This window comes from Halapricum desulfuricans, assembly GCF_017094465.1.
Lineage (GTDB): Archaea > Halobacteriota > Halobacteria > Halobacteriales > Haloarculaceae > Halapricum.
Map to the genome: position 1 here is coordinate 81,633 of NZ_CP064792.1, position 23,515 is coordinate 105,147.

General features: G+C 53.3%; 14 protein-coding genes and 1 pseudogene. 10 read left to right on the forward strand and 5 right to left on the reverse strand.

What is annotated here, in order from left to right:
* The first annotated feature begins 85 nt into the window (after window positions 1-85).
* Window positions 86-1,078 carry a metallophosphoesterase family protein gene (locus HSEST_RS14060; protein ID WP_229123134.1) on the forward strand — a complete coding sequence of 331 codons (993 nt, stop codon included), beginning with the start codon at window positions 86-88 and terminating at the stop codon, window positions 1,076-1,078.
* Between the two features lie 70 nt (window positions 1,079-1,148).
* Here HSEST_RS14060 and HSEST_RS14065 read toward each other — a convergent pair.
* Window positions 1,149-1,892, reverse strand: a pseudogene (locus tag HSEST_RS14065) (ATP-binding protein); the annotation flags it as partial.
* A gap of 658 nt (window positions 1,893-2,550) precedes the next feature.
* Here HSEST_RS14065 and HSEST_RS14070 point away from each other — a divergent pair.
* The 5 genes from HSEST_RS14070 (at window position 2,551) to HSEST_RS14090 (ending at window position 7,952) form a co-directional block, all read left to right on the forward strand.
* Window positions 2,551-3,648: a hypothetical protein gene (locus HSEST_RS14070; protein ID WP_229123135.1), complete on the forward strand. Its 1,098-nt coding sequence runs from the start codon at window positions 2,551-2,553 to the stop codon at window positions 3,646-3,648.
* A gap of 3 nt (window positions 3,649-3,651) precedes the next feature.
* A complete protein-coding gene (locus HSEST_RS14075; RefSeq protein ID WP_229123136.1) occupies window positions 3,652-4,167 on the forward strand; it encodes a hypothetical protein in 516 nt (171 codons plus the stop codon).
* 90 nt (window positions 4,168-4,257) lie between these two features.
* Window positions 4,258-4,767, forward strand: coding sequence for a hypothetical protein (locus HSEST_RS14080; protein WP_229123137.1), 510 nt, complete (start codon window positions 4,258-4,260; stop codon window positions 4,765-4,767).
* 193 nt (window positions 4,768-4,960) lie between these two features.
* Window positions 4,961-6,208, forward strand: a complete 1,248-nt coding sequence (locus HSEST_RS14085) for an AAA family ATPase (protein WP_229123138.1) — start codon at window positions 4,961-4,963, stop codon at window positions 6,206-6,208.
* Complete coding sequence (locus HSEST_RS14090) at window positions 6,198-7,952, forward strand: 5-methylcytosine restriction system specificity protein McrC (protein WP_229123139.1); 1,755 nt, start codon at window positions 6,198-6,200, stop codon at window positions 7,950-7,952. Before HSEST_RS14085 ends, HSEST_RS14090 begins: the two co-directional genes overlap by 11 nt.
* A gap of 30 nt (window positions 7,953-7,982) precedes the next feature.
* On the opposite strand, the gene HSEST_RS14095 is transcribed toward HSEST_RS14090, so the two are convergent.
* The 3 genes from HSEST_RS14095 to HSEST_RS14105 all read right to left on the reverse strand — a co-directional run bounded on the left by HSEST_RS14095 (window position 7,983) and on the right by HSEST_RS14105 (window position 12,192).
* Entirely contained in the window at window positions 7,983-8,366 is a 384-nt protein-coding gene (locus tag HSEST_RS14095; protein WP_229123140.1) for a hypothetical protein, read from the reverse strand.
* Window positions 8,367-8,597: 231 nt separating this feature from the next.
* The gene (locus HSEST_RS14100; protein WP_229123141.1) at window positions 8,598-9,329 is read right to left on the reverse strand and encodes a hypothetical protein; all 732 of its coding nucleotides are present in this window, start codon (window positions 9,327-9,329) and stop codon (window positions 8,598-8,600) included.
* A 193-nt stretch (window positions 9,330-9,522) separates the two neighbouring features.
* Window positions 9,523-12,192 (reverse strand): DUF1156 domain-containing protein, encoded by a 2,670-nt coding sequence (locus HSEST_RS14105; protein WP_229123013.1) that lies wholly within the window; start codon window positions 12,190-12,192, stop codon window positions 9,523-9,525.
* Between the two features lie 266 nt (window positions 12,193-12,458).
* Here HSEST_RS14105 and HSEST_RS14110 point away from each other — a divergent pair, with 266 nt between their 5' ends.
* Both HSEST_RS14110 and HSEST_RS14115 read left to right on the forward strand, forming a co-directional pair.
* Window positions 12,459-15,029 carry a TrlF family AAA-like ATPase gene (locus tag HSEST_RS14110; RefSeq protein ID WP_229123014.1) on the forward strand — a complete coding sequence of 857 codons (2,571 nt, stop codon included), beginning with the start codon at window positions 12,459-12,461 and terminating at the stop codon, window positions 15,027-15,029.
* A gap of 83 nt (window positions 15,030-15,112) precedes the next feature.
* The gene (locus tag HSEST_RS14115) at window positions 15,113-16,945 is read left to right on the forward strand and encodes a DUF262 domain-containing protein (RefSeq protein ID WP_229123015.1); all 1,833 of its coding nucleotides are present in this window, start codon (window positions 15,113-15,115) and stop codon (window positions 16,943-16,945) included.
* A gap of 25 nt (window positions 16,946-16,970) precedes the next feature.
* Here the strand turns inward: HSEST_RS14115 and HSEST_RS14120 are convergent, their stop codons facing one another.
* On the reverse strand, window positions 16,971-20,180 hold the full coding sequence (locus tag HSEST_RS14120; protein ID WP_229123016.1) for a DUF499 domain-containing protein: 3,210 nt from the start codon (window positions 20,178-20,180) through the stop codon (window positions 16,971-16,973).
* Between the two features lie 152 nt (window positions 20,181-20,332).
* Here HSEST_RS14120 and HSEST_RS14125 point away from each other — a divergent pair, with 152 nt between their 5' ends.
* Together HSEST_RS14125 and HSEST_RS14130 are read left to right on the forward strand one after the other, a co-directional pair.
* Entirely contained in the window at window positions 20,333-22,087 is a 1,755-nt protein-coding gene (locus HSEST_RS14125; RefSeq protein WP_229123017.1) for a DEAD/DEAH box helicase, read from the forward strand.
* Window positions 22,080-23,237: a hypothetical protein gene (locus HSEST_RS14130; protein WP_229123018.1), complete on the forward strand. Its 1,158-nt coding sequence runs from the start codon at window positions 22,080-22,082 to the stop codon at window positions 23,235-23,237. The genes HSEST_RS14125 and HSEST_RS14130 overlap by 8 nt, the downstream gene beginning before the upstream one ends.
* Window positions 23,238-23,515: the final 278 nt, after the last annotated feature.

Genomic DNA, 23,515 nt, shown 5'->3' on the forward strand with positions numbered 1-23,515 from the left:
AAGTGCGCCTATTTATCGTTCATTTCCTGCACCTCTCCAACGACAGAGAGCCGTTTTATGTCTTGGAGGCGTGTCCTCAATGGTAGTGGCTCTTCGAGATGAGATTGTGGATGGAGAACGGTTTGATGAGATACTCGTGACAGTCCGAGACGTGAAGCAGCATCTCAATTCCTCTCTTGGATGGTTGCTTACTGTCGAAGACACGGCAGGAAACGAATTTGAGGTGAAGATTTGGCATACCCACGACGTGGATACGTGGTGGCGCGAGGGATGGCGATATATACTCAAATCCGGTCGAGGAACGCGTCGCCAAGGTGGCCAGGTAACACTACACAGTACAAAGGACTTCGCGGTTCAGCGCCCCGAAGATGTCGTAGATTTACTTGCACTAGGTGACAGCCACATCGGGCGTGAGACTCGGCCAGAAGATACCAACGCTCCCTATCACACGAGCCGACAATTCATCGCTACAATGGGGTATGCGGCCCGATACGACGTTGACGCGGTCATCTATGCGGGAGATCTCTTCGACGATCACCCAACTACTGAGGACATCCAGCTCGCGGAAAGCGGGTTCAAAATTCTGGCACAGAATAACATCCCATTTTATTTCGTGTACGGGAACCACGGCGTCACCATCGCGAACGAATTCTACGACCGAATTGACGATGTTGAAATCGACCATCTCGATACCAACGGAACACAACTGAACAACCAAATTGCGCTGTTCGGCATCGACAACCAGCCAGAAGCAGACTTCCGTACCACCGCATCTGAAGTCGTCGATATTTCCGGCGCAGACCAACAAATTCTCGTCGTACACAACGAAATTGACCCCCCTCGTACCGAAAGCGGCCTCAGGCTAGAAGCATTAGACCCACTTCGCGAAGCAGAGTTCGATTTCATCCTCTCCGGCCATCTCCATGACCACGAATCCAGTCTTCACTCCCGCACAAAAATACAGTATCTCGGGGCAACCGCTGACATCAGCACGAAATCAAACGCCGACGATCAGTCAGCGTGGTTGGTTCGTCTTTCTTCAGAGACGAACCGCATCGAACGAGTTGACGTGACATAGCACTCCAACGGACAGCATCCTTATGGCGGTTGCTGTTCACGTTGCTCCATGAGCGAGAGACGCCCTGGCTTTACTCGTCATCTTCAAGAACAGCAACGATGTCGGATAGATCGAAGAAACGGAGATCATCACGCTCGTTTGCAGCTTCTTCAACCGAGTGTTTGAACCCAGAGCGGCTGAATAAGGCCAATTCATACGTCGGCTCACCGCCTCCGGGAGGTGTCCAGTCGATATGCTCCACGTCGTCTTCAAGATCTGAAAGCACGTCATATCCGAGAGGGGCGCTGGTGAATTTCGCTTCGCCAGCGATCAGCGTTGCCTCGTCAGTTGGTGCGACAATGTCTACCTCCCGGCCTTTGTACCACCACTGGTTTGGCATCTCTGTGAGCTGGTAGTCTACACGGAACGCTGGCACCGCTTGGTGACAGAGCGATTCGAACGTGTCGCTTACGAAGTCGGGTAATTCTGGTTCGATAAGGTCTGCATAGGCGTTCTCGCCATAGAGTTTGTACTTCCCTTCTCGACCGTATAGAAATCGGAAGTAAAACCGGAAGACGGGATCTCGGATCCGGTATCGCGTCCGCTTGCTGCGTGCCGGATCGGCGAGTTCTGGATGGTGTTTCTCGATGATCCGGAGGGTTTCCAGCCGGTCAAAATAGTACGACATGTTGGTGCTCTCGATGCCAGCTCCCTGTACGATTTCGTTTCGGCTGTGATTCCCGCTAGCCATCTATTTCAGCACGGAGAAATACGGGTTCACTTCGTTGAGTTCCATCTGGAGGACGGTTTCAGGCTCATCATGGAGTGGACCATTCCGGAATCTAACTAGTTTCATAAGAGTGGCTTTAATTACTGCATAGGAGTGACTGAATCATTATGGAGTCTAGCCCCACCGAGGAGGATCTGATTGCAGGTCTCCAGTCTTTCGCTGAGCAGATTGATGGCGTTCCGACCGTCCGGAACATGCGAGAATCGGGATGCTGACCTGGAATCATCGTGTTCGAATCCGAAGAGCAAGTTCCCAACAAGGTCGGGTACTTCCACGAGTTCGATAGCGATCGTCTCTCGGTTGCCCTGGGTGCTGATGAAGGAGTGGAGATTGAGCCAGGGTATCTTCACATCGCGTTCAATTGGGCGTGGACTCGAGCTGTTCAGATGCACGTCGATACGGGTATAGTCTTGACCCGGAAGCGATCCAGACTGACATCAGCGAAATTGAGGCCGATATAGATCGATTCAGCACAATTAGAAAGAAAACGACATCTATCAGGTCCACCGCTGACGATATCGATACCGAACTCAAGGACATCGAGAACGAAGTCAAGTCAAGACTCACAGACATCCGAACAGAGATTCAGAGTGAAACAGAGAGCTGAGATGACTGATCCGATATTCTACTTTCACCACAGATGGGAAACTAATATACGGTTTGGTGTACGACAATCAACAAGCAACGCTGCTGGAGGTACCTAATGCACATCCCAGAAGGACCATACGATCTCAAGGAGTTCTGTCGAGTGATTTTCGACTCGCCAGAACGTGTCCTTGATGGGTATCACGGCCAACGCATCAAATCCTTTCTCTACCTCTCTGACGACGGCTGGCGCGACTACCTTGATGAACACTACGAGACTGAGGAACTCGGCAATATCACGAAGTTTGTCGGAGAGTATACGAACCGAAAGGGTGCTGAACAGCCGGCAAAATTCTATGTTGGGCAGTACAAAGACGATCTTCAGATGGTATTAACTGCCGAAACTGAGGAAGCGATTCGACAGGCGCTCCGTCCGGTTTCGGAGCACAGCAACTGCTTGTCGCCAATGCCGATTATGACTGAAGACTTCCAGACGATGAACGAAATCGTCCTCAGTACCTACGACGATATGCGAATTTCCGAATTTAAGTCGAAGCGAGTGCCAAGCCTTGCTGACGCTCGAACGCGACCAGACGTTGATCGCGAAATCGAATACAAAGGCGCTGATGGACGGGACCGACTAGATGAATTCCGTGACGAGTATGGTGTTGTTCCGACCCGGATTCAGTACGAACACGAAAACGTCTCGATCCGAATTGACACGTCCGGCAAATTCACGCTCGAAACTGTCACCAAAGAGAGCTTCAACATCCTGTTTGACCTGCTGAGTGAGGTCGTGGTAAACGTTCTCGAGTTGCTGGATGTGGCGAATCAAATTAAGTTCGAGAAGCGAGAGGTGGTGCCGGGAAACTTGAAAGTGCAAGTGCCGAAGGTGAGTTCTGGTGAGATTGATTTTGATCAGCAAGTGTCTTTGATGCAGGCAGAGAATTTTATCAAGGGCACAAAGAACAGTGATGATCTGAATTTTAGCTTCACCGACGTCACCAAGCAGGCTGGATCGCTCGACTTCTCTGCTCAGGTTACTGACGAGAACCGGGGATCCTTATTCAACGTTAGTGCGACCGAGGAGTCGATGCGGATCGTGCCGAAACATGACTGCTCGTTCCCGTCTCTTGTCGAATTCTATCTAGCTGTGATACAGCTGTTAGATGGTGGCGCTGAAATGCGACTGTACGAGTCACAGTCAGCAGCCTAACATATGACGAATGTTGACCCTCCTGAATCGGTGCCAGAGGGTCAAGAAACGAAGTATCGTGGACTATACGGCAAGTGCGTTGAGCATAAGCTCGAGGAGTTCCCTGAGCAGTCTAAGAGTGAAGACCTACGTGAGGAAATCAATGTTCAACGGCAACACCGAAAACTAATCAGCTACTCCATCTTCCCGTTCGTACAGGAGCGGCCGGCTGGCTACAAGTTCTTCACAGCCGAACCGTTAGAGGAACTCGACGTTCCAAACTTCGATTTCCTCTTGTGGAATTTAGATGGGAAGGTGATCTTCGGTGAGGCAAAGTCTTCAGTCCCAGCGAGCGCTGACACTGTGGTGAATCAGCTTGAGGAGCGCAAGGAGGTCGCGGAAGACCACAAGGAACACATCGAAGAGGAGTACCTAGGAAGCGAGATCGATCATATGGAGTTCGTGGTTTCGACGTACGTCAACCACGGAGACAAAATCGCGAAGGCCATTATCGAGGAAGGGGCCGAGTTCATTACCTAGGTTGTAGACGCTCACCACGACGAGTTATGGATTCGCCAAGCCCGCCCGACGACCTTCCCGGACAACTTGGAAGGTGACGATCCAGATGCGATGCTTCAGGAACTAGATCGCCGACATACGCATGACGTGACTGCGTTGAATGGAGAGCTGGACCGGGTTACCACGAGTTTTGGCCAGGCAGACGTGTTACCAACCGCAATTATTGTCGATCAACTACGAGTCGTGGTGCAAGCACGTCGAGTCGTAGGGCGGCATCCCTGTGTTGATCGTGCAGATATCGAGTCATACGTCACGAAAGGTTCACTGAACTACTCTGAGGAACGAGTGAGGAATATTGTGGATGACCTGATTGATGCGGGTAAACGTATTAATTTTCTCTCTGAATGGGACGATGAACGTGCTGACTTGAAAGTAGTCTCGAACTATACGGCCAAGGATGACCTAGAGCAGGTTCTTGAGAGCAAATGGGTTGATTGGCGAATCGAGGATATGAAGGATGATCTCCGGGAAGAATGTGAAGAGCGAGTTACTGCTGAGTTGGGCAGACAGAAGCAACTCAAGGAATTCGATGCAGGTCTTCCTGAGCATGAAGAGTCGTAGTAACTCAGAAATCGCCTCTTGCAAGATACGCTCCCCGCATCAGGCACGGGTATAGAGTACTTCATCACGCCTGACTCGTCTACGGAATCATACATTTTCGGCTTCGAACTGCGCCAGATAGACCTGTAGCGACAGAGGGCCCGGAACAACACTACCAACTACTTTTTTGTCACCACGCGCAGATTCACCGACAATGAGCAGTTCATCTGGCGAATATACCGAAGACGATGCAAAGGAAGATCTTAACGTTCTCAAAGAAGTTCCCAACAAGGTAGTTGACGCAATCGACAACGCAACAGACGAAGGTGTCCTTGATTTCCTCATCAGGGAGCAACAACTCGATACCGTCCACGATGGGGAGCGTGGAATCGGGCAAGTACGACGAGCGGTCCTCAAGTCCTCTGTCGCCTCAAAAGACCTCAAGCGGTTAGTCATAACTCGCAACGACAATACACCCCGGGATGTCCTCGTCCCGGATGACGTGTATCGGAATGCGAAGACAGCCCTCAAAGCTGGCAAACCTGTCGTTCTTTACGGTCCAACTGGTACGGGGAAAACCACGTTCGCGAAGCAACTCGCCCTAGAAGAGTCAATCGGTTATTCACTCAACACCGCGACACCGTCTTGGACAGCGAAGGATATCATCGGTGGAATCGGGCCGAAACTTAGCGGTCACCGACTCAACTACCAGACTGAATTGGGCTGCGTTTCGGAGGCGATCAAGCGGTCAAAAGACTTCGCGATCGATTACACCGTGATCCTCGACGAGATCACGCGTGCTGACATCTCCAAAATCTTCGGTCCTCTGTACACCGCCATCGAGAACCCACAGCAGGAACTCATCGAAACAGATGACGGCGAGCCGATCACCCTCAACGACGATGTGAATCTCATCTGTACGATGAACATGTCCGATCGAACGGTGAACGAGCTGGACAATGCAATCACTCGTCGCTTCGCTATGATCGAGGTGGATGAATATAGTGACGAGAGTCGTCGGGAGCTCTTCGAGAAATTCATCGATGACCATATCGAGCAAGTGAGCGATGGCGGCTCGCCCGTGTTCGATGAATCGGACCTTCTCGAATTATTCGAGATAGACTACAAAGGGATCAATGAAGGCAACGACCAGACATCACAGGGCCCGATAATGCGATTCGGACCGATGCACTACGAGGACATCGCTCGCTTCTTGGGTGAGGCTACAAGCGACCCAGATCTCTATCTCGACAACCCAGGGGAAGCCGTTGGTCAGGCGTTCCGAACGTACATCGTCCCACGGTTGCTTAATTCAGCTGCCTTCCCCCAGATCGAGCGGATTGAGAACCACTACAGAGCGCTCAACGACCAGTTCGAAGAATACAATCTCAAACCGGCTGCCGATCTAGCGAAGCGGGAACTCGAGTCCGAGCAGCGACAGATGGGATCCTATGAGCAGTAGCGTAGATAGACAGTACAAATTCGCCCCAAAGACGTTTGACGTGCCAGAACGCGGGCAAATTCTCATCGAGGACTGCCCGGGGTCGATCGGTGAACAGCTTCGCCGCGCAAACTTCGATCAGATCAGTCCTGGAGTATACAAGAAGACTCAGAAGGGATTCGACGACGAGACAGAATACAAAGTCGTCACTGCGACGTTGAAGGGGACTAATCTCCGCATCGAAGCGAGCGACGTCGTCGGTGTCGTGAGTCTGACGCCGTCGTCGAAAATCCAGATCAATCCGAAGATCGACTGGGAACACATCTTCGATATGGTGCTGGCTGTCTACGATCAAAACAGGTCCATCGAGTACCACGGTGTTCCTCTCCAGAGCTTCCTATCCGACGATATCGAGCTCTCTGATGTGTTCCTCATCCTCGCGATCAACTATCTCGAGGGTATCGACATCATCCATCGCAACGGGTTCATTAGAAATCTGGAGACGAGACGGGCAGATCTTGATGATGTCCGTGGAGAAATTGACGTCGAGCGTACGCTCGTGAATCAAGCAGAAGGCAGTACGCAGGTGCACTGCATTCTCAAAGAAGTCGAATACGACAACCCCGCAAATTCGCTGCTCCATTACGCTGGGACCGTCTTACTCCGACTCTTCCGTGAACACTCCGACGAATACGATCACCCTGCGTACGATCATATCTTCTCGCAGGTCCATCGCGAAGTGCGTGAATTAGAAGAAATCGGTGTCACGAGCTCTCCGCGAAAGATGCCTGAGTATCGGAGTTTCTCACTGTACGATCTTCCAAAGCAACGGCATTACTACCAGAAAGCACTGGACGTTTCGAAGGCCATCGCGTCTTCGTCGCTCGGCCAGCAGTTGCAGGAAGGGCAGCGGGAGTTGACTGTCGATTACGTACTCAACATGGAGTCGCTCTTCGAACAGTATTCACAGGTGGTTATCGAACGGCAACTCGAGAGCGTCAGAGAGTACGACTACCTCGACGATCTGATGAACGTGACCTCTGCTCGGTCGCCGACTGTGAAACCGTTCGAAGGAGAGGGCGGCATCTACCACCAGCCAGACCACGCGATCGAGCGGGGAGAAGAAACGCTCGCTGTTCTCGACTCGAAGTACTATGCTGAAGGCCACGACCCAGTCAAGGAATCGCCGTCTCGATCCCGGCTCTTCAGCTACGCATACCTGCTGTATGCAGACCATCTTGGGTTCCTCTGCCCGCTTCTGGAGCCGAGAACCCGTCGCGTGAAGCAGACGGACGCTGAGTTAGAGATCATCTCGCCTGAGAATGGATTCACGCTCGAGGACTACGACGACACTGTACACGACTATCTACACAAACTTCTCGTCGAAGAGTATCCTGAACTGCGAGCATTTCGTGCAGTATTCGAAAACAAGCTCGCATTGGATGGGGCAGACAAGACTGACTTGGAACGAGCACGAGATATGAGTGGTCCGTTCACGTTCCGCGATGAGAAAGAATTCTCTCTCCGGGTGGTGAAAGCCGCTGCCAACGAGCACTCGTGGAACGTCAGAAATCGTGACGACTTAGAACAAGGTGGGAGTTGGACTCGTGATCAGATCGAAACTCGGTGTGGTAACTACTACGAACACGCGACGACCTGTATCCCGGTCTTCTGCCGAGAGGATGGTAGCGAATGGATTGATCTCTATTTCCTCCAGAACGGCGCAGGGGAGGTCACGAAAGAGGGGCCACTGAAGCTCCTGTGAGCCGGAAAAACCGCGCTGATTATTAACGATTCAGAAGGGGGCAACTAACCAGTCGCCTTCCTCTTTCCGCTCAATCTGCGGACCGAATATTTGCTGCAAGGAGTAGAGTTCACCGTCATACCGCAAGTCGTAGGTCTTCCCTTGACGATGAAACGATCCTTCCACCACGAACTGGACTGTCGGGCTCTGATACTCGAGATCGTTTGCACGTCGATCCATTGTCTGAGCTAGCTTTTCTGCCAAGTCACTGTCTTCAAACGCTTTCTCCAGACCAACCACGCTCACTTTCTCTGGAACATCGTCGTTGTCCAATCGCTGGATATACTCCTCAACAGGCATCTGATGCTCGAACGTTTCGTATTCACCTTTGACGATGATATTGTATCGACCGGGGATCTGCCCAGGACTAGCCATTGCTCACTACACCGTACCATAGAGTAAAAAATGAAGTGTTATCCAACTGACTGTGGGAAGAGAGGCCCTTTCTACTTTCCCCTCATCCAAACTTCTATATGCCAGCGTATAGTACCTAGACATGAGCGCAGTGGTGCTGCGTAGAGCCTGTGTGACCATGACCCGCAAGCCCGGCGGCGCAAGCCAATGGGCGTTGAAGACGGACGTGGGCACAGGAAACGCACCTGATACCTATACTTGAGAGAGTTTGGTAGCGAGTTCTTCGTATCCTTCCTCCCGTGCGTATCGAACAATAGGCTGTACTGACTGGTCGTATGGCATTGGTTCGCCACCGCCCATATAGCCTTCAAACCAGCAATTAATGCGAGTCCGGACGGTTTCTGCACGTCGTTGCTCAATTGGTTCTGTCTCAACCCTATCCGAGGAATTAATCATACTATGGTATGCTGATCCCCAATGATCATTGAATGCCTCCTTGGTGACCGGTGCAGAGGGAGTGACTTCGGTACAGTGGCGTGGGTGTTCAATTTCGTATGCTAAATGACTCGCACAGAGGTCCGCAAGGAGCGAACTCGGATAATAAAGCTCAGACTGAATGCAAGTCGCAGTCGGAGGGCAAGTATCCGAGATACCGGTGATTGCCCGCCCAAATCGCTCAGCTTTGTCTTCGTCTCCGTCGAGAATAACGAGTGCATCCGTGAGACCCAGCTCTTTCACGAGAACGGCCGACTGGACTGCTTCGACCCTCTCCCGATCGGAACCATCGTTTCCCAAATGGGTCGTCGCCGCCAGGAAGTGTTCATTTGACTCGATTGCGATCTCGAAGAGATCTCGGCTTTCTTCGTACTCGATGTCGTGCGATTTGTCTCGGAACGGGTAGAACGAATAGTCCTCAGCAGCGGTATAGATATTATCCAGAATATCGAGTTCGTCAGTACGATCAGCAGTAACGGCGACTGTCACTGTGAGGCCATCGATAGTGCTCGCATCGATCGCTACTGATCGTTCGTATATCGTCTCTCCGGCACGAAAGGGACGCACAGGTTACTTTTGATGACTCCTTCGGGTTTCTTGAGCGTTCCGCTTACAACCAAGGGCGACATTCAAAGACTGGTATTCTGAATTATCTTCGACGTTCCGAAAATCGGATGACTCGTTAGTAGCTCGTGATGTCCCGATCGCCGAGCACTCGTGTGTAAGTATCGTCGCCGGTTACATCGGCGAGCCGACCGGCGAGCTCACGCAGGTCGTCATCGACGCCCCACTTCTCGACGTAGTTCTGGACGGACTGGCCCTTCTCGTAGCGGTAGCGGAGGAACTGGAGTTTGTCGAGGTTCGAGAGATGGTCGCCGCCGTCGCCGTTGGCGCGCTCCTGGATGTACGCCTGGCGCTTCTCGTTGTCCCAGGTGCCGAGTTCGAAGCCGTCGTCCTGGTTGTATAGGCGCATCTCCTTGAGGTCCTCCGGCGTGGCGTTGGTCCCCCTGCAGAGCTTATTGACGTCGTCGAAGGACGGACTCGGCGTGTCCAGTAGGTCGATGAACACGTCCTCGACGCCGATATCGCTGGCCTCCTGGATAATGCCGTAGATCTCTTGGACGACTTCCTTTGCGTCCATGATCTCGCCGTCGCGCTGGACCTTCCCGTGGTGTTTGGAATACTCGCGGAAGCACGCACCCATCTCCATCACGCCGATATCGCCGCGGGAGAGCTCGCGGTTCTCTTCGAGCTGTTTTCGGGTCCGGCGGGCCGTGCGGTAGATGTCGCGACGAAGGGAGTTCCACGATGCTGCCTCTGTGTCGTCAATGGGACGGGCAACGATAGCTATGTCAAAAGAGACTGCTTCACCGCCTATGAATTTGTTAATGTCCGCAGTAAGTGGATAGGTGGCCGTCACTTCGAAGCCAGCAGTACATAACGATCCTAGTAACTCTCCCCAGGATTCAGAGTCACTATGGTGATATGTGAAGGTAAGCACACCGTCTTCTTTGAGTGATCGGTGAATCGTTTCGAACGCTTGGCCTATTTCATGTTCGAAATCTTCAGTAGTTTTACCAAGATACGGATTCGTGACGATCGATTCGGCTCTGGGCGTTTTTTCGGCTTGGAACCCCTCGTAGTGGTCTTTGAGTAGGATTTTTTGCCAGACGTAGAAGAAGTCGGAAATCTCAGAATACATTACGTTATCGTAATATGGCGGATCTGTGATTACCGCATCAAATTCATTTTCAGCGTCTAATTGCCTTGCGTCCCCTAATGACAGAGTTGCGTTCGCTTCGATTGGTGGGAATCCTTCCGCTTCGTTATTCTCACCGTCAACGACATAGCGCTCTGACGGTGAATTTGCATATTCTACACCACTCAGTACTCTCTCCCAAACAGTGGTGAACGGACCGGAACCGAACTTCGTCCCCCAGACATTGTTTTCTACAGGAGACATAGTCGGCACGAAAGAATTTGTTTTGAATGAATGGTCTGCTTTATTGTATCCGTTATTGTATGTCACGAAGGTATTATTATACCTAATAGAATCAGAGAAAGCTAGAAGCAGATACTCTCGAGCATTCTTATCTGACACTCCTTCGATAGCCTTCAGCAGCTTTGATAGAGAAAGAAGCTGGCGCTTAGTAAACAGATCACACCAATGGTCGTATCCGTGTTCGAAAACGTCGTTTCCATTTACTGATGAAGATGCCGTAACTGCTCCTTTTGGGATTTCTTCATTCGGCACATATTCATGAAGATGGTCACTTTCCTCCCACTCTTGCTTAGCTTGACGATACAGTTCTTTGTCTTCCTTCTCTGCCTCCTTGTACCCTTTTTGATCGGCCTTTGACTCACCAGCGTCATCACAATGCTCGCAGTAGTACTCCAGAGCGTAGAGCCGCAGATCGTACCCGCCCTGTTCCTGAATCGCGTCCGTTATCGCGTACTTCTGTCCACAGTCGGGACAGTTGTACTTCCCGCCTCGCGAGACGTTCCCCTCCTTCGGAACGAAGCCGTGTCCACAGTCGTTACAGACACTCTCGGACTGCCAGTCGTCCACCAGCGTCACCGCGCCGCAGTCAGGACAGAGAACGTTGTACTTGTCGTCGTTCTCGTAGCGCCCCGCGGCGACGCGATAGTCCTTGAACAGGGGAACAGTGTGCCCACAGGAGACACAGTCCAACTCCTTCACCCAGAAGTTGTACATCACGTCCGCTTCGTGGTCGCCGTTCGGACAGGGTGTCTTGTAGTACTGCGTAATCTCGTCGGCGACATCCTCTTTCACTTGCTCGAAAGCTTCTTCAAGCTCTTCGACATCGGTCTGGCCCGCTTCGAGTTCTTTCTTCGTGACGAACCACGCGACAGGATTCAGGTCGTTGCCGACGACCTCAGCCCCGAAGCGTGAGGCTTCGACCAGCGACGTACCGCCACCCATGAACGGGTCGAGAATCTTCTTGTCCTCGACGCGGACGTCCTTCGGGTAGAGTTCCCAGAGACTCTCTGGATCGCTCATGTCCACGCGTTCGAGCAGCGACGCCACGTCGAGGTCGGACTCACCATCGGCGTCGTCGCCGTAGTCAGCGAGTGTACCGCCTTCGTGACCGGGCTCGAATACCTGCACCTTCTCTGGATCGTCGAGTAGGGTGTAGAGAGAAATCGCGCGGAAGACACAGCCCAGACGGCGAGCCCACCATTTGTGCATCGTGTAGATCGGGCGGTAGTACATCTTCGCCCGTCCTTCCTTCTCAGCAATCTCGTTCACGCGCTCGATGGGGAAGCCACGCTCGATGGGGAGTTCAGTCCGCTCCTGCCGACCTTGTGAAGATCCGGATTGCTCAGACATGAGTACAGTATGTAGCATCGAATACAGGCGAGCCCAATAAGTGTGCGTTCTCTCAACTGGCTCGGATGGCAACTTCCATTGTGGATGAGATTATCCAAGAATAATCTACTATCGAGCTCTTGCATCCTTGTTGTCAAGATTCCTTGAGGGTGAGATTGGCTCAGGGCTGGCCGCTGGACAGTTCAGCCGTAGTACAGTGAAACCACCTCATAGAGTTCACGTCCCATTAGTTATTTACCAACGACAAGTGAATTGAATTCCACTTCATGGTATCATTTGATACGCCAGGCGGAGCGAAGTTCTACAAAGCGGACCTCCACATACATACACCCGGATCACACGATTACGACGATAAAGATGCTGCGCCAGATGATCTAGTCGCGGAGTTCGAAAATAAGAACCTCGACCTAGTGGCTGTCACCGACCACAATACCGGAGAGTATTTCGAACAGCTTCAAGAGGCGGCTGAGGGTTCAAGCGTCACAGTTCTGCCCGGGGTGGAAATTACAACGGGACAAAGCGGGGAACATCAAATACACATGACTGCAGTCTTCCCTCCCGAGGAAGCTGATGCCTTGTCTCCCTTCCTACATGATATCGGCATCAGAGGAGACCCGGAACATGCGATCGCTGAAGACACGATTCCGAAAATTTGTGACAAGACTCGCGATTATGGGGGCCTTCCGATATTAGCGCACATTGATGTGGAGGCTGGTGCTGACTTCGAGCTGACTGATCGAAACAATCCGACTCGGCAGAAGGTATTTGATCCCGAAAGAGTCGCTGCTCTGGAAGTCGTCGCAGAGGAAACGGCCGATGAATTCGAGGACTTCGCTCACATCCGCTCTTCTGACGCCCATTCCTTGGCAGATATCGGATCAAGATATACCTTTATCAAGATGGATTCACCCACCTTCGAGGGACTGCGTACAGCGTTTGCGGACCCAGAGTCCCGGCTCTCCCTGACTAGTGAACCAACCACGCATCCGAGTGTGGATGGTTTGCTCAGTCACAACGGGTTCCTTCAGGACAGACATCTCCAACTGAATAAGAATCTCAATTGTCTCATCGGGGGCAAAGGGACAGGAAAATCAACTGTCATCGAACAGATCCGTTACGCTCTGGACATCGATCCACGCTCGGATGATATCGAAGACGATTATAACGCTCTCATTGAGAACACCCTTCGACCCGATGGGATAGTGGAAGTGTTAGTCACTGCTACGAATAGTGATCAATACCGAATTAGACGTGAGTACGGCGAAGAACCGGAAATCGAACGGATACCGAATACTGAGGATAGCGAGCCACAGGAAGTGGACCTCACGATTGAGCAGTTTAGAACGGAATTTTTCGATGTCGAGATCCACAGCCAGAGAGAACTAGTCGAGTTAGCTCGGAATGAGATTGATCAACTGGATCTACTCGACTCCTACTTCGACATCAATGACGAAATCGAGGCACGTGAGTCGGTAAAACAGGATATTAGAGCAAAAAACCGTGAGATCGCTGATCTCCGTGAGGAGGTAGACTCTCTTAAGGCCGAAAAAGAGAGGTTTGAAGCGTTGAAACAGCAGGTCGAGGTGATGGAGCAGAAGGGTGTAGAAGAATACGTCGAGGGCCAGGAGGAGTGGGAACAAGAACGAGCGGCGCTCAGTAACGTCATTGGAGATGTCGAAGCCTTAGAGGAAGAAGTCTCATCGCTCGCTCTCGCTGACCAGCTATCGCTCACCGAGGTTGACGATGGTCCGAACGAAGATTTGCTTCAATCTGTAAATGAGACGATTTCAGAACTACAAGACGATATCGCTGAACATGAGAAGGAGCTAAAAAGAATTGTCAATGAGGGGCGTGGAGACATCGAAGATATTCGCGAGAAGTGGAACGAGGAGAATGAGAAGCGCGAGAAAGAGCACGAGTCTCTTGCAGACGAGATCGAAGAAGAGATTGGTGTCGATATTGAGGAATTCTTCGATAAAAAGGCCGAATTAGAGGATTTGAGAGGTGTATCGGAAGACTTGGAAAATAAACGGGGACGCCTACGAGACGCCCGTGGTGAGAAAGCTGATCTTCTGGACGACCTCCAAGCGGCCCGACAAAATCTCAGCCAGGCCAGAAAGGAAGGGATTGAAGAACTGAATGCTCAGTTAGGCAACGTCAGAGTGTCACTTCACAGCCAATCGAACCGGGATGAATACACGGACTGGGTCAACCACGTGCTGGAAGGTTCGGGTGTCTGGACTGAGCATAAAGAGCAAATCACTGAAACCATCGATCCGCCAGAATTAGCCGAGATTGTTCGTAATAATGATACCGAAACTCTCTGTGAACTCGCCGATGTCACCCCGACGACTGCTGAGAATTTCGTCACTCATGACGACCTCGTTGAGCAGCTGACTAAGTTAGAGCTTTACGAGATTCACGATCGGCCGGTCATCGAACTCAATGATGGCGGTTGGAAAGAACTCAATGAGATGTCCGATGGTCAGCAATGCACAGCCCTTCTTTCCATCGCGATGATTGAGCGTGAAGTTCCGTTAATCATAGACCAACCGGAAGATATGCTCGACAATAAATTCATCTTCACTGATGTGGTGGATATTCTCCGTTCGATCAAGCAGGACCGACAAGTGGTCGCAGCGACGCATAACGCGAATATCCCCATCATAGGCGATGCTGAGCAGATAGTCGTAATGAGATCTAATGGACGTGCTGGTTTCTATCGGGATTGTGGTTCCATCGACGACGACGAAATCAAAGCACTAGCACAAGATATCCTTGAAGGCGGAGAAACGGCTTTCAAAAGACGGAGAGAGATGTATCATCGGGTTGTGTAAATAAAACACTACTTTTGGATTCAACGTCAAGTCTGTCACAGGCAAACCGCTTATATGCCAGTCAGGTAAACGTTTGAGCATCGATGAAAGCGGACACGCTCGATCTGAAGGACATCTTTCGGAAGGATACGAGGTACGTCGTACCGAGGTTTCAGCGCCCCTACGTTTGGAACGAGGAGGAACACTGGCAGCTCCTCTGGGAGGACCTCCGGCTCGTCGTCGACGAGCTGATGACCCGCCGGGAGGAGGCAGAGACACAGATAGAGCGCGACGACGCCCAACTCGAAACGTCGCCACATTTCCTGGGTGCGATCGTTCTCGATCAGCAATCGACACCCACCCAGAAGTTAGAGACCCGGGAAATCATCGATGGCCAACAGCGACTCATCACGCTACAGGTGCTCCTCTCTGCCGCACGTGCAGTATCGGTGGATCTCGATGACTCCGGATCTGCCTCGGTCTTCGAGAAGCTGATGTTCAACGATAGGGACCTGATTCGGGAGGACACGGACCGACTCAAGGTCTGGCCGATCGAAGCGGACCAGGACGCATTCATTAATGTGATGTCCCTCTCCGATCCCGACTCCGACGTGTCCGAACTCGATGGCGACGAGATACTCCACGAGTGTTTCCGGTATTTCCGCACCCGGATCAAGGAGTGGATCGAGAGCGGCGAACAGCCAGCAAACGAGCGACTTGACGCTCTGGTGACCACGATGTGGACGCTGATCCGCGTCGTCGTCATCGATCTCGAAGACAACGACGACGCGCAAGTTATCTTCGAGACGCTGAACGCCCGCGGAACTCCACTGCTCGCCGCCGATCTGATCAAGAACTACCTGTTCCGTGAGGCGGCCATCGAACAGACCGATCCCGGGGAGTTGCACGACACGTACTGGGCTCAGTTCGACGAGGACGAGTGGCGAGAGGACATCTCGCAGGGTCGTCTGGAACGCCCGAAAATAGACGTATTTATTATGCACTGGCTCACGATGAAGATGCGCCAGCAGGTCCGGGCCAAGAAGCTCTTCCCGGCTTTTCGCAAGTACCTCGATCGGACCGACCACACCACCGAGGAAGTCGTTCGGGATATCGACCACTACGCGTCGATCTATCAGCAGATCTCCGAATCGGACACAGAGTCGCGTGAGGGAATCTTTTTCCACCGTCTAGACGTTCTCGATACGACGACACCGTTTCCGGTTCTCCTCTGGATGTTCGGTCAGGACGACATCCCGGACTCCCAGCGAGTGAAAGCAATCGAAGCGATCGAAAGCTGGTTGATGCGTCGCATGTTGTGCCGTCTGACGACAAAGAACTACAACAACATATTCATCGAGCTGTTGGAAGTGCTCGAGCAAACCGACTCTGAAGAGGTCGGGGACACCGTCGTCGGGTACTTCCAGAGCAAGGAGGGTGAGAGCGACTACTGGCCCGAAGACGACGAGGTCAGCGAATCGATGGTCGAACTACAGTACTGGGCACGGATCAATCAGCGACGGCTGAAGATGGTGTTCGCTGCGATCGAGCGAAATCTCCGGGACACTGGATACAGCGAGACGCTGGAGATCACGCAGGATCTGGAAATCGAGCATCTTCTCCCACAGGAGTGGTCACATCACTGGTCGCTGCCCGGCGAACGGGCAGCGGAGGTTGAGCGAATGGAGCGAGACGAAATCAAGAACACGATCGGTAATCTGACGGTCCTGACTGACAAACTCAATCCCTCGATTTCGAACGCAGCATGGGATGACAAGCGTGACTCGATCCAGGAGTACACGGTACTCCGGGTGAATCAACACCTCGTCACGAACTGGCCGGAGGAGTGGAATGAGGAGACAATCGCCGAGCGCGGAGAGTGGCTTTCCGAGCAGGCGATCGAAGTCTGGCCCGGCCCGAGCGCATCACACTGGTAAGCACCAAACCGCCAGTTCGTAGCGCTCACTCCGTCTGGAAGCTAATCTCGACCTTCACACTTGACGCTTCGTCGGGCATCCGCTCGAACAGATCCTGCACCTTCGTATAGTCCTGCTCGGACACCAGCGTCAGGCTCACTTGTGTCCGTTCGATGTCAGCAGTCCCCTGCAACGCGCCCGGGACGCCCTCACGGTCGGGCAGCATGAACGTGACGTCGCCGTACTCGACAGTCCCGGTCTGGTGATTATCGCGCCACTTCGTCCGGAGAGCGGCAATGTCGTCGCCCTTGTACTCGAAGCGCCACGTCTCGGCCTCTGGATCGGCCCGCCGGAACGGATATCCTGGGACCCAGTCGGACGCTTTGTCCGAGCCGGTCGTGTTGACGACGTACTCCGGTTGCTCGTCCTTGCCGATGTTCTCCAGCAGGTACGTCCGAACCATGTACTCCGAAATACTGCTGTCGAAGCGCTCGGCGACCTTGTTCACGGTGAATTGGTCCTCGGCATCCAGGTCGTCGATGTACTCCAGAATCTGCTCACCGATCCGATCCGGAACGGTCGGCACGACCTTGACCGTCGTCGGGTCGCGATCGCCCAGCGAATCGAGGTAGCGACCACCGGCTTCGAGAAGGTAGTCGTCTACGAGGAACTCGTTGACGGCCTCGCGAGCTGCGGTTTCGGTTTCGTCCGGTGGCAGGAACACCGTTTCGTCGGCGCGAATTTCGCCGATAATCGTGTCGAGGTTCGCGTATCCGTCCTCGCTGATCTTCGCCTCAATCTGATCGACGATGTACGACGCGCCAACCGTCGTTGCGCTGCCGACGTCACGGAGCGTCGCGTCAGACTTCGGCTTGTCGAGAATCTCGTTCCCACGAACGATGACGTACTGATCCTCTTGGCTCAGACGGCCGATCGCCCGCATCACGACGTCGTGGCTGTCACCGTCGATCCAGACCTCCCCATCTTCGACGAGATCCAGCTCGAAGTCGCCAATGTCGATGGCCGTCGTCCCGCTGCCGAAGCGCTGTCGAAGCTCCTGCTCGACGTCATCGACACCCCAGACCTTCACGTCGTCCTGATGGACCAGAACGGTGTCCAGAGAACTTCCGGAGAGGTCATCGCGGAACCCGCCAGTGTCTCTGGCGAGGACTGGTTTGTCATCGAGCGCCTCGACAGTCGCGTTCAGCACGTCGTTGGCACTCCCCGGGATGGGAAGCTCCGGATCGCGCAGGAACTGCTCGTAGATATCTTCGATAGACGCTTCGCCACGCCGATCGAGCAGATCCTCAGCGATCGACCAGATGTGGCCCTGGATGTCGAACGGGTCGGCCGCAGCAGAGTCGGCGATATTCGACGCATCGAGTTCTGCCTCGTCCAGGACGAACACGTCGAGATCCATCGGGGCCGCGAGGTCGAACTCGTTGAGCAGGTCGTCACCGTCGAGGACTTCACCGTAGAGGAGCTGAATCTCTTCCCGGAGTTCGTCCTCTTCCTGGTCTTTCATTCCCTGGATCGACGCCCGTATCTCATCATCGAGGGATTCGTCGGCGAGGACCTGGCGTGCCCCTTCGATGTAGCGAGCCTTGTCGATGTAGCGAGTCCCGGATTCGATTGCCTTGTCGCCCGATGGCTGGACGAACACGAGGGTGTTTCGCCACTCGCGCCCACGGCCGTCATTCGTGATTACCTGCTTGACTTCTTCCTGCGTCCACTGATCATCCTTGACGACAACCTTGATCTCGCGGTTGTCTGGAATATCTTGGATGTCGTTCGTTCTGAATCCGACAGGGTGTGCATTAGAGCCGAAGATGTCAGTGATGAAATCTGCAATCTCCGCCTTCGCAGACGTTTCCGAGACGTCAACGGCTGCGTTTCGGATGAGCGCGTTCGGGTTCTGTCGATCGCGGATCGCGTACTTGCCGTTGAGTTTGTGGAGATGCCAAGCGACGCCGTGCAACCGTTCGAGGTTGAGAACGACGTCGGAGACGAGGTCGCCGGTCCGGTACGCCCCCATGACGATTTCAGAGACGTTTGCTCCTTCGCCCTCGCTGGGCTTGAGCGAGTAGAGAAGGATCGTATTCAGGATTCGGCGACCGTGCGGAACCTCATCGGTATCAATCCGGTTCTGTATGTCTCCAGTCGCAGCGTTTAGGCGCTCGTAGTTGATCTTCGCCAGTTCGTCTTCGAACTCGATGGCGTCGATGTCCCCGTGCGTGATCAGATCGGTCTGATCTCGCATCTCGAGCAGGACCTTCGAGAAGAGGTAGATCATCCCGCGCGTGTTCTGGTTACCCTCGTCAGCGTAGTAACGCGTCTCGAGGGCATCCATCAGCACGGGGTGGAACGGGTAGAGGTCGTGCATGTCCGACAGCAGGTCGTCGGGCAGATCGACGTGGTCGGACTGGTCGTAAGCGTCGAAGTATTCGTTGACGATCTCCCGAGCAACACTTTCGTTGACGGAATCGATCAGGCGGTGGCGCAAGACTTCGCGCTTGTCCACCTGGTTGTTCATGTTGACTTCGACTGCCTGCTCGCGATTCAGAATATCGTGAACCTCGGAACCCTCACGGAGGACAGAGACGATGGTGTAGAGCTCCAGATCGGAGAGAGCCGTTGATTCGAGGAGAGCCTGAAGGAAGGCCTTGTTCGCACTCTTGCGGTCGCCCTGAAGCGTGTCGAACCAGTCCTCGAGTTCGTCCACGAAGAACGCGACCGTGTCGTCGCCGACGGCCTCTTTGATCGTCTGCATGTCGGGATAGCCGCCCGATTCGTACGTCCCGGGGTCGTAGTCTAGCGCCTCGAAGAACGGCTCCCAGAGGTACTCGTACTGTTCGTTCTGCATCGCGACCGTGATCGGGATCGCGGAGTCCGGAAGCGCGGCGTCGAAGCCCTCGACGGAGTCGCTGGCCCACTCACCGGCTGCTGCCGGATCGTCGAAACAGTGGTAAAGCGCGACCATCTGGTGAGATTTCCCACTTCCGTAGGGCCCGTAGAGGATATGGGTGCCACGAGGGTCGTCTCCGGTCAGCGAATCACGCAGAATAGTCAGCGCTTCCCGAAGCCCCTGCGTCATCAGCGTTCGCTCGAAGAAGAGCTCGGCGTCGGACTCGAATTCACCGTCGTCTTCGACGTTGTAGAGTTTTACCTGCCCGTCTATCTGTCCTTCCTCTCGTAGTTCACGACTCAGCGTCACCGTATCCGAGAGAGTGGTGGACAGCGGTTCTGTTTCTGCCATCTGTTGGTATCTACACACACCTCAGCCCGAGTCAATAAGAACTATGGTCATCCTATCACTTTGAAAAATGGCTGACATACGGCTGATCATCTATATCTCCCTACTCCAAAGCGTCGCAAAATCTATCTTCCCGCCCCCGATGCTACTGTGATATGGGGAGCTACGACCTCGTGGACATCGAGGTCACGCACGAATCTGCGGACGATCTTCTCGCATCGCTGTCTGAGGGCCAAAATCCCGAGGATCACGTCCGGACTGTCCAGGCCGTTCGTCTCCAAGCGGGTCAGCCGGACTCGGAACTCCGCTCGCTCAAAGAGCTCGACGAAAACTCGGTGAAGTTGCTCGAACATCAAGTCGATGCTGCGTATCGGGCGCTGTTCGAGATGGACGGGAAGGCTCTCCTCACTGATGAGGTCGGACTCGGGAAGACGATCGAGGTCGGGATGATCCTCAAGGAGATGCACTTCAGGCAGACTGACGACTCCGTACTCATCCTGACGCCGGCCCAGCTAGCCAAGCAGTGGCAGGCAGAGATGCGCGAGAAGTTCGGTCTCGAATTCGTCTGTAACTACGACGATGAGTTCTCTGGGTTTGACCAGCACGACTACATCATCGCAAGCATCGACACGGCCAAGAGCGACAGGCACAGGCAGACAGTGCTCAACCGAGACTGGGACGTCCTCGTTCTCGACGAAGCCCACTACGTCAAAAACGAAGACACAGATCGCTACGACCTGATCGACAAACTCACCTACAACTACGCGTTCTTCCTGACAGCGACGCCAATCCAGAACGAACTCACGGATCTCTACAACGTTGTTTCATTGCTCCGACCCGGCCTTTTCGGAACTCGCGACGTCTTTCATCACTACTTCGTGAACAGCAGTCAGGAGACACTGGTCAATCGAGAGGAACTCCAGGACCGGCTGAATAAAGTCATGATCCGCAACCGACGAGCGGACACTGATATTGACTTCACTGAGAGGGTTATCGACACCCGAAAGTTCGATCCGAGTCCTGCCGAGCGAGAACTCTACCAGGCAGTCTCGGATTACGTCAAGGGAGCATACAGCCAGGACCAAGGGCAGAAACTCGTACTGATGCTTCTCCAGAAGGAGGTGGTCAGCAGTCCTGCCGCACTCAAAGAGACGATCGAGAAACGACTATACGAGCAAAACGAGCTCACTCACGCGGATGAACTGGAGACGATTCTGGATCTCATCGATAATATCGACACTGTGACCAAGCAAGAACGACTGCTCGATATCGTCGAGGAAGCCCGTGAAAACGTCGAGATGGGACGAGTAATCGTGTTCACGCAATTCAGAGCGACCCAACGCGAAGTCCTCGATAGACTGGCCGAGGAAGGATACACTGTCCATTCGTTCCACGGTGGACACTCCAGTGAGGAGAAAGAGCAGATCGTCGAGAATTTCGAAAAAGAGGGTGGTGTCCTCGTCTCGACGGACGCGATGAGTGAGGGCCGCAACCTCCAGTTTGCCAATATCATGGTGAACTACGATCTCCCCTGGAACCCGATGCGCGTCGAGCAGCGTATTGGACGCATTCACCGTATCGGTCAGAAACGGCGAGTGTACATCTTCAACATGGCGCTGCGGGACACCATCGAAGAGTATGTACTGGATAAATTGTACCACAAGATCGATCTCTTCCAACAGACCGTCGGTGAACTGAGTTCAATATTGAGCCGGCTGGAGGAGTCGGGAACGAGTTTCGAGGACGAAATCTTCGAGCGACTGGTCAACGCCGATTCGGAAGTCGATCTCGAAAACGACTTTGACGACATGGCTATCGACCTTCAGGAACAGCGAGAGTTAGCGGACAAACTCGAAGAGTTCAACGACGGCGTTTTCGAAGGATTCGATCTGGGGGCGAGCGATGACTGACGCCTCAGTTGCGATCACACAATCCGCTGTAGAGCGGTTTGCCGAAGTGTACCTACCTTCGGTCGGCTGCTCAATCGAAAAACAAGGTGACAACTGGAGGGTAACACCCGACGAAGACGCTGAGACGGAACTGATCACCGAGACTGTGTCTATCGTCATTGGTGATGACGCCGATGCTGACAATGACTTAGTACGAGCACTCCACCCGGAGAGTTCGTTCTTTCAGGAGCTCTTGACTGAAGCGAGTGAACGGAGTCCCGTCGGAAAAGTCTCTGTGGATACATCGAGAACCAGCGTTGAACCACCTAGCTGGATCGAAAACGACACAGTAGAAGTCACTGAGACGAATTTCACACCATTTTACGATCGGACCGCGGTCGTGATCCTGTTTCAGGTGAGTATCGAGACGGTCAGCGAGTATCAAACGGAACTGCTTCGCGCGGCTGCGATCGACCTGCGGTCAGAAGAGCCCCTCGCAAAACTGGAAGAGACGTTCCTGGAGCAGACGTCCCTCGAGAAAGATTCAATCAAAACTGGTCGAACCGACATCGAGAGGTGTGATGTCGAACCACTTGTTCGGGATGCCGGTGAGATCCTTGTGGATCGCATCCAACCACGGATAGACGAAATACATCAGGAAGCATCCCGAGCCGCGGATTCAGAGGTCGAGGAATACCGCCAGATGCAGGAACAACGAATGGAAGAGTTGGAAGGGAAGCATACGACGCTTTCGTCGAAGGTTGACGAACTGAACGTAGCCATCGAACAGAGTGCCCAATCTGAGCGGATGGAATTACTCAAGGAACGGAAAGAGGTCAAATCCGCGTACAAGGACATCGAAGAAGAATTAGCTGATTTACGCGAAGCTCGAGAGCGGGGCTTTCCTGAACGACAACGGGAAATCAGGAGCCGACATGCAATCGATGTCAGGGTGAAACCCCTCACTCTGACTCAAGTAGAGTACGAACGGGGTGAGGTTACTTTCGAACTTACCACAGGAGATGAATCCCAATCAGTCACCATTGGATATGGAAGCGGTGTCGGTACGACCGAAAGCATCGTGTGTAGTAACTGCGGTCAAAACCTCTGCGAAGAAAACCCGATCTCCGCGATCAAATGCGGGGTTCAGTGTTCTCATTGCGGGGACTAAGGGATTAGCGTTCATTTCCAGAGTTCAGTCGATACGAATCGATAGCCGTCAAAACAGAGCAATAGCGACAGTGTCTGGATCGAATTACTGATCCCTATAGGTGATATCGACGACCCACCAGAAGCAGATGAACTCTTCCATGAGTCCACGTACGGCAACACGATACAGCACCGCTCGTTCAGCGACACCCAGACCAAAGTCTACGAGCAGCCCACAAAGACCCAGGCAGCAGGGATTCCGGTCCTCATTCCAACGTTCCCTTCGATCTGGCTCAGGAA

Excerpts from the sequence above, each read along its gene's own strand:
- HSEST_RS14075 (WP_229123136.1), top strand. The coding sequence starts at position 3,652 with ATGACGAATGTTGACCCTCCTGAATCGGTGCCAGAGGGTCAAGAAACG.
- HSEST_RS14095 (WP_229123140.1), bottom strand. The coding sequence starts at position 8,366 with ATGGCTAGTCCTGGGCAGATCCCCGGTCGATACAATATCATCGTCAAA.
- HSEST_RS14130 (WP_229123018.1), top strand. The coding sequence starts at position 22,080 with ATGACTGACGCCTCAGTTGCGATCACACAATCCGCTGTAGAGCGGTTT.
- HSEST_RS14070 (WP_229123135.1), top strand. The coding sequence starts at position 2,551 with ATGCACATCCCAGAAGGACCATACGATCTCAAGGAGTTCTGTCGAGTG.
- HSEST_RS14110 (WP_229123014.1), top strand. The coding sequence starts at position 12,459 with ATGGTATCATTTGATACGCCAGGCGGAGCGAAGTTCTACAAAGCGGAC.
- HSEST_RS14105 (WP_229123013.1), bottom strand. The coding sequence starts at position 12,192 with ATGTCTGAGCAATCCGGATCTTCACAAGGTCGGCAGGAGCGGACTGAA.
- HSEST_RS14115 (WP_229123015.1), top strand. The coding sequence starts at position 15,113 with ATGAAAGCGGACACGCTCGATCTGAAGGACATCTTTCGGAAGGATACG.
- HSEST_RS14120 (WP_229123016.1), bottom strand. The coding sequence starts at position 20,180 with ATGGCAGAAACAGAACCGCTGTCCACCACTCTCTCGGATACGGTGACG.
- HSEST_RS14085 (WP_229123138.1), top strand. The coding sequence starts at position 4,961 with ATGAGCAGTTCATCTGGCGAATATACCGAAGACGATGCAAAGGAAGAT.
- HSEST_RS14080 (WP_229123137.1), top strand. The coding sequence starts at position 4,258 with ATGCTTCAGGAACTAGATCGCCGACATACGCATGACGTGACTGCGTTG.
- HSEST_RS14125 (WP_229123017.1), top strand. The coding sequence starts at position 20,333 with ATGGGGAGCTACGACCTCGTGGACATCGAGGTCACGCACGAATCTGCG.
- HSEST_RS14090 (WP_229123139.1), top strand. The coding sequence starts at position 6,198 with ATGAGCAGTAGCGTAGATAGACAGTACAAATTCGCCCCAAAGACGTTT.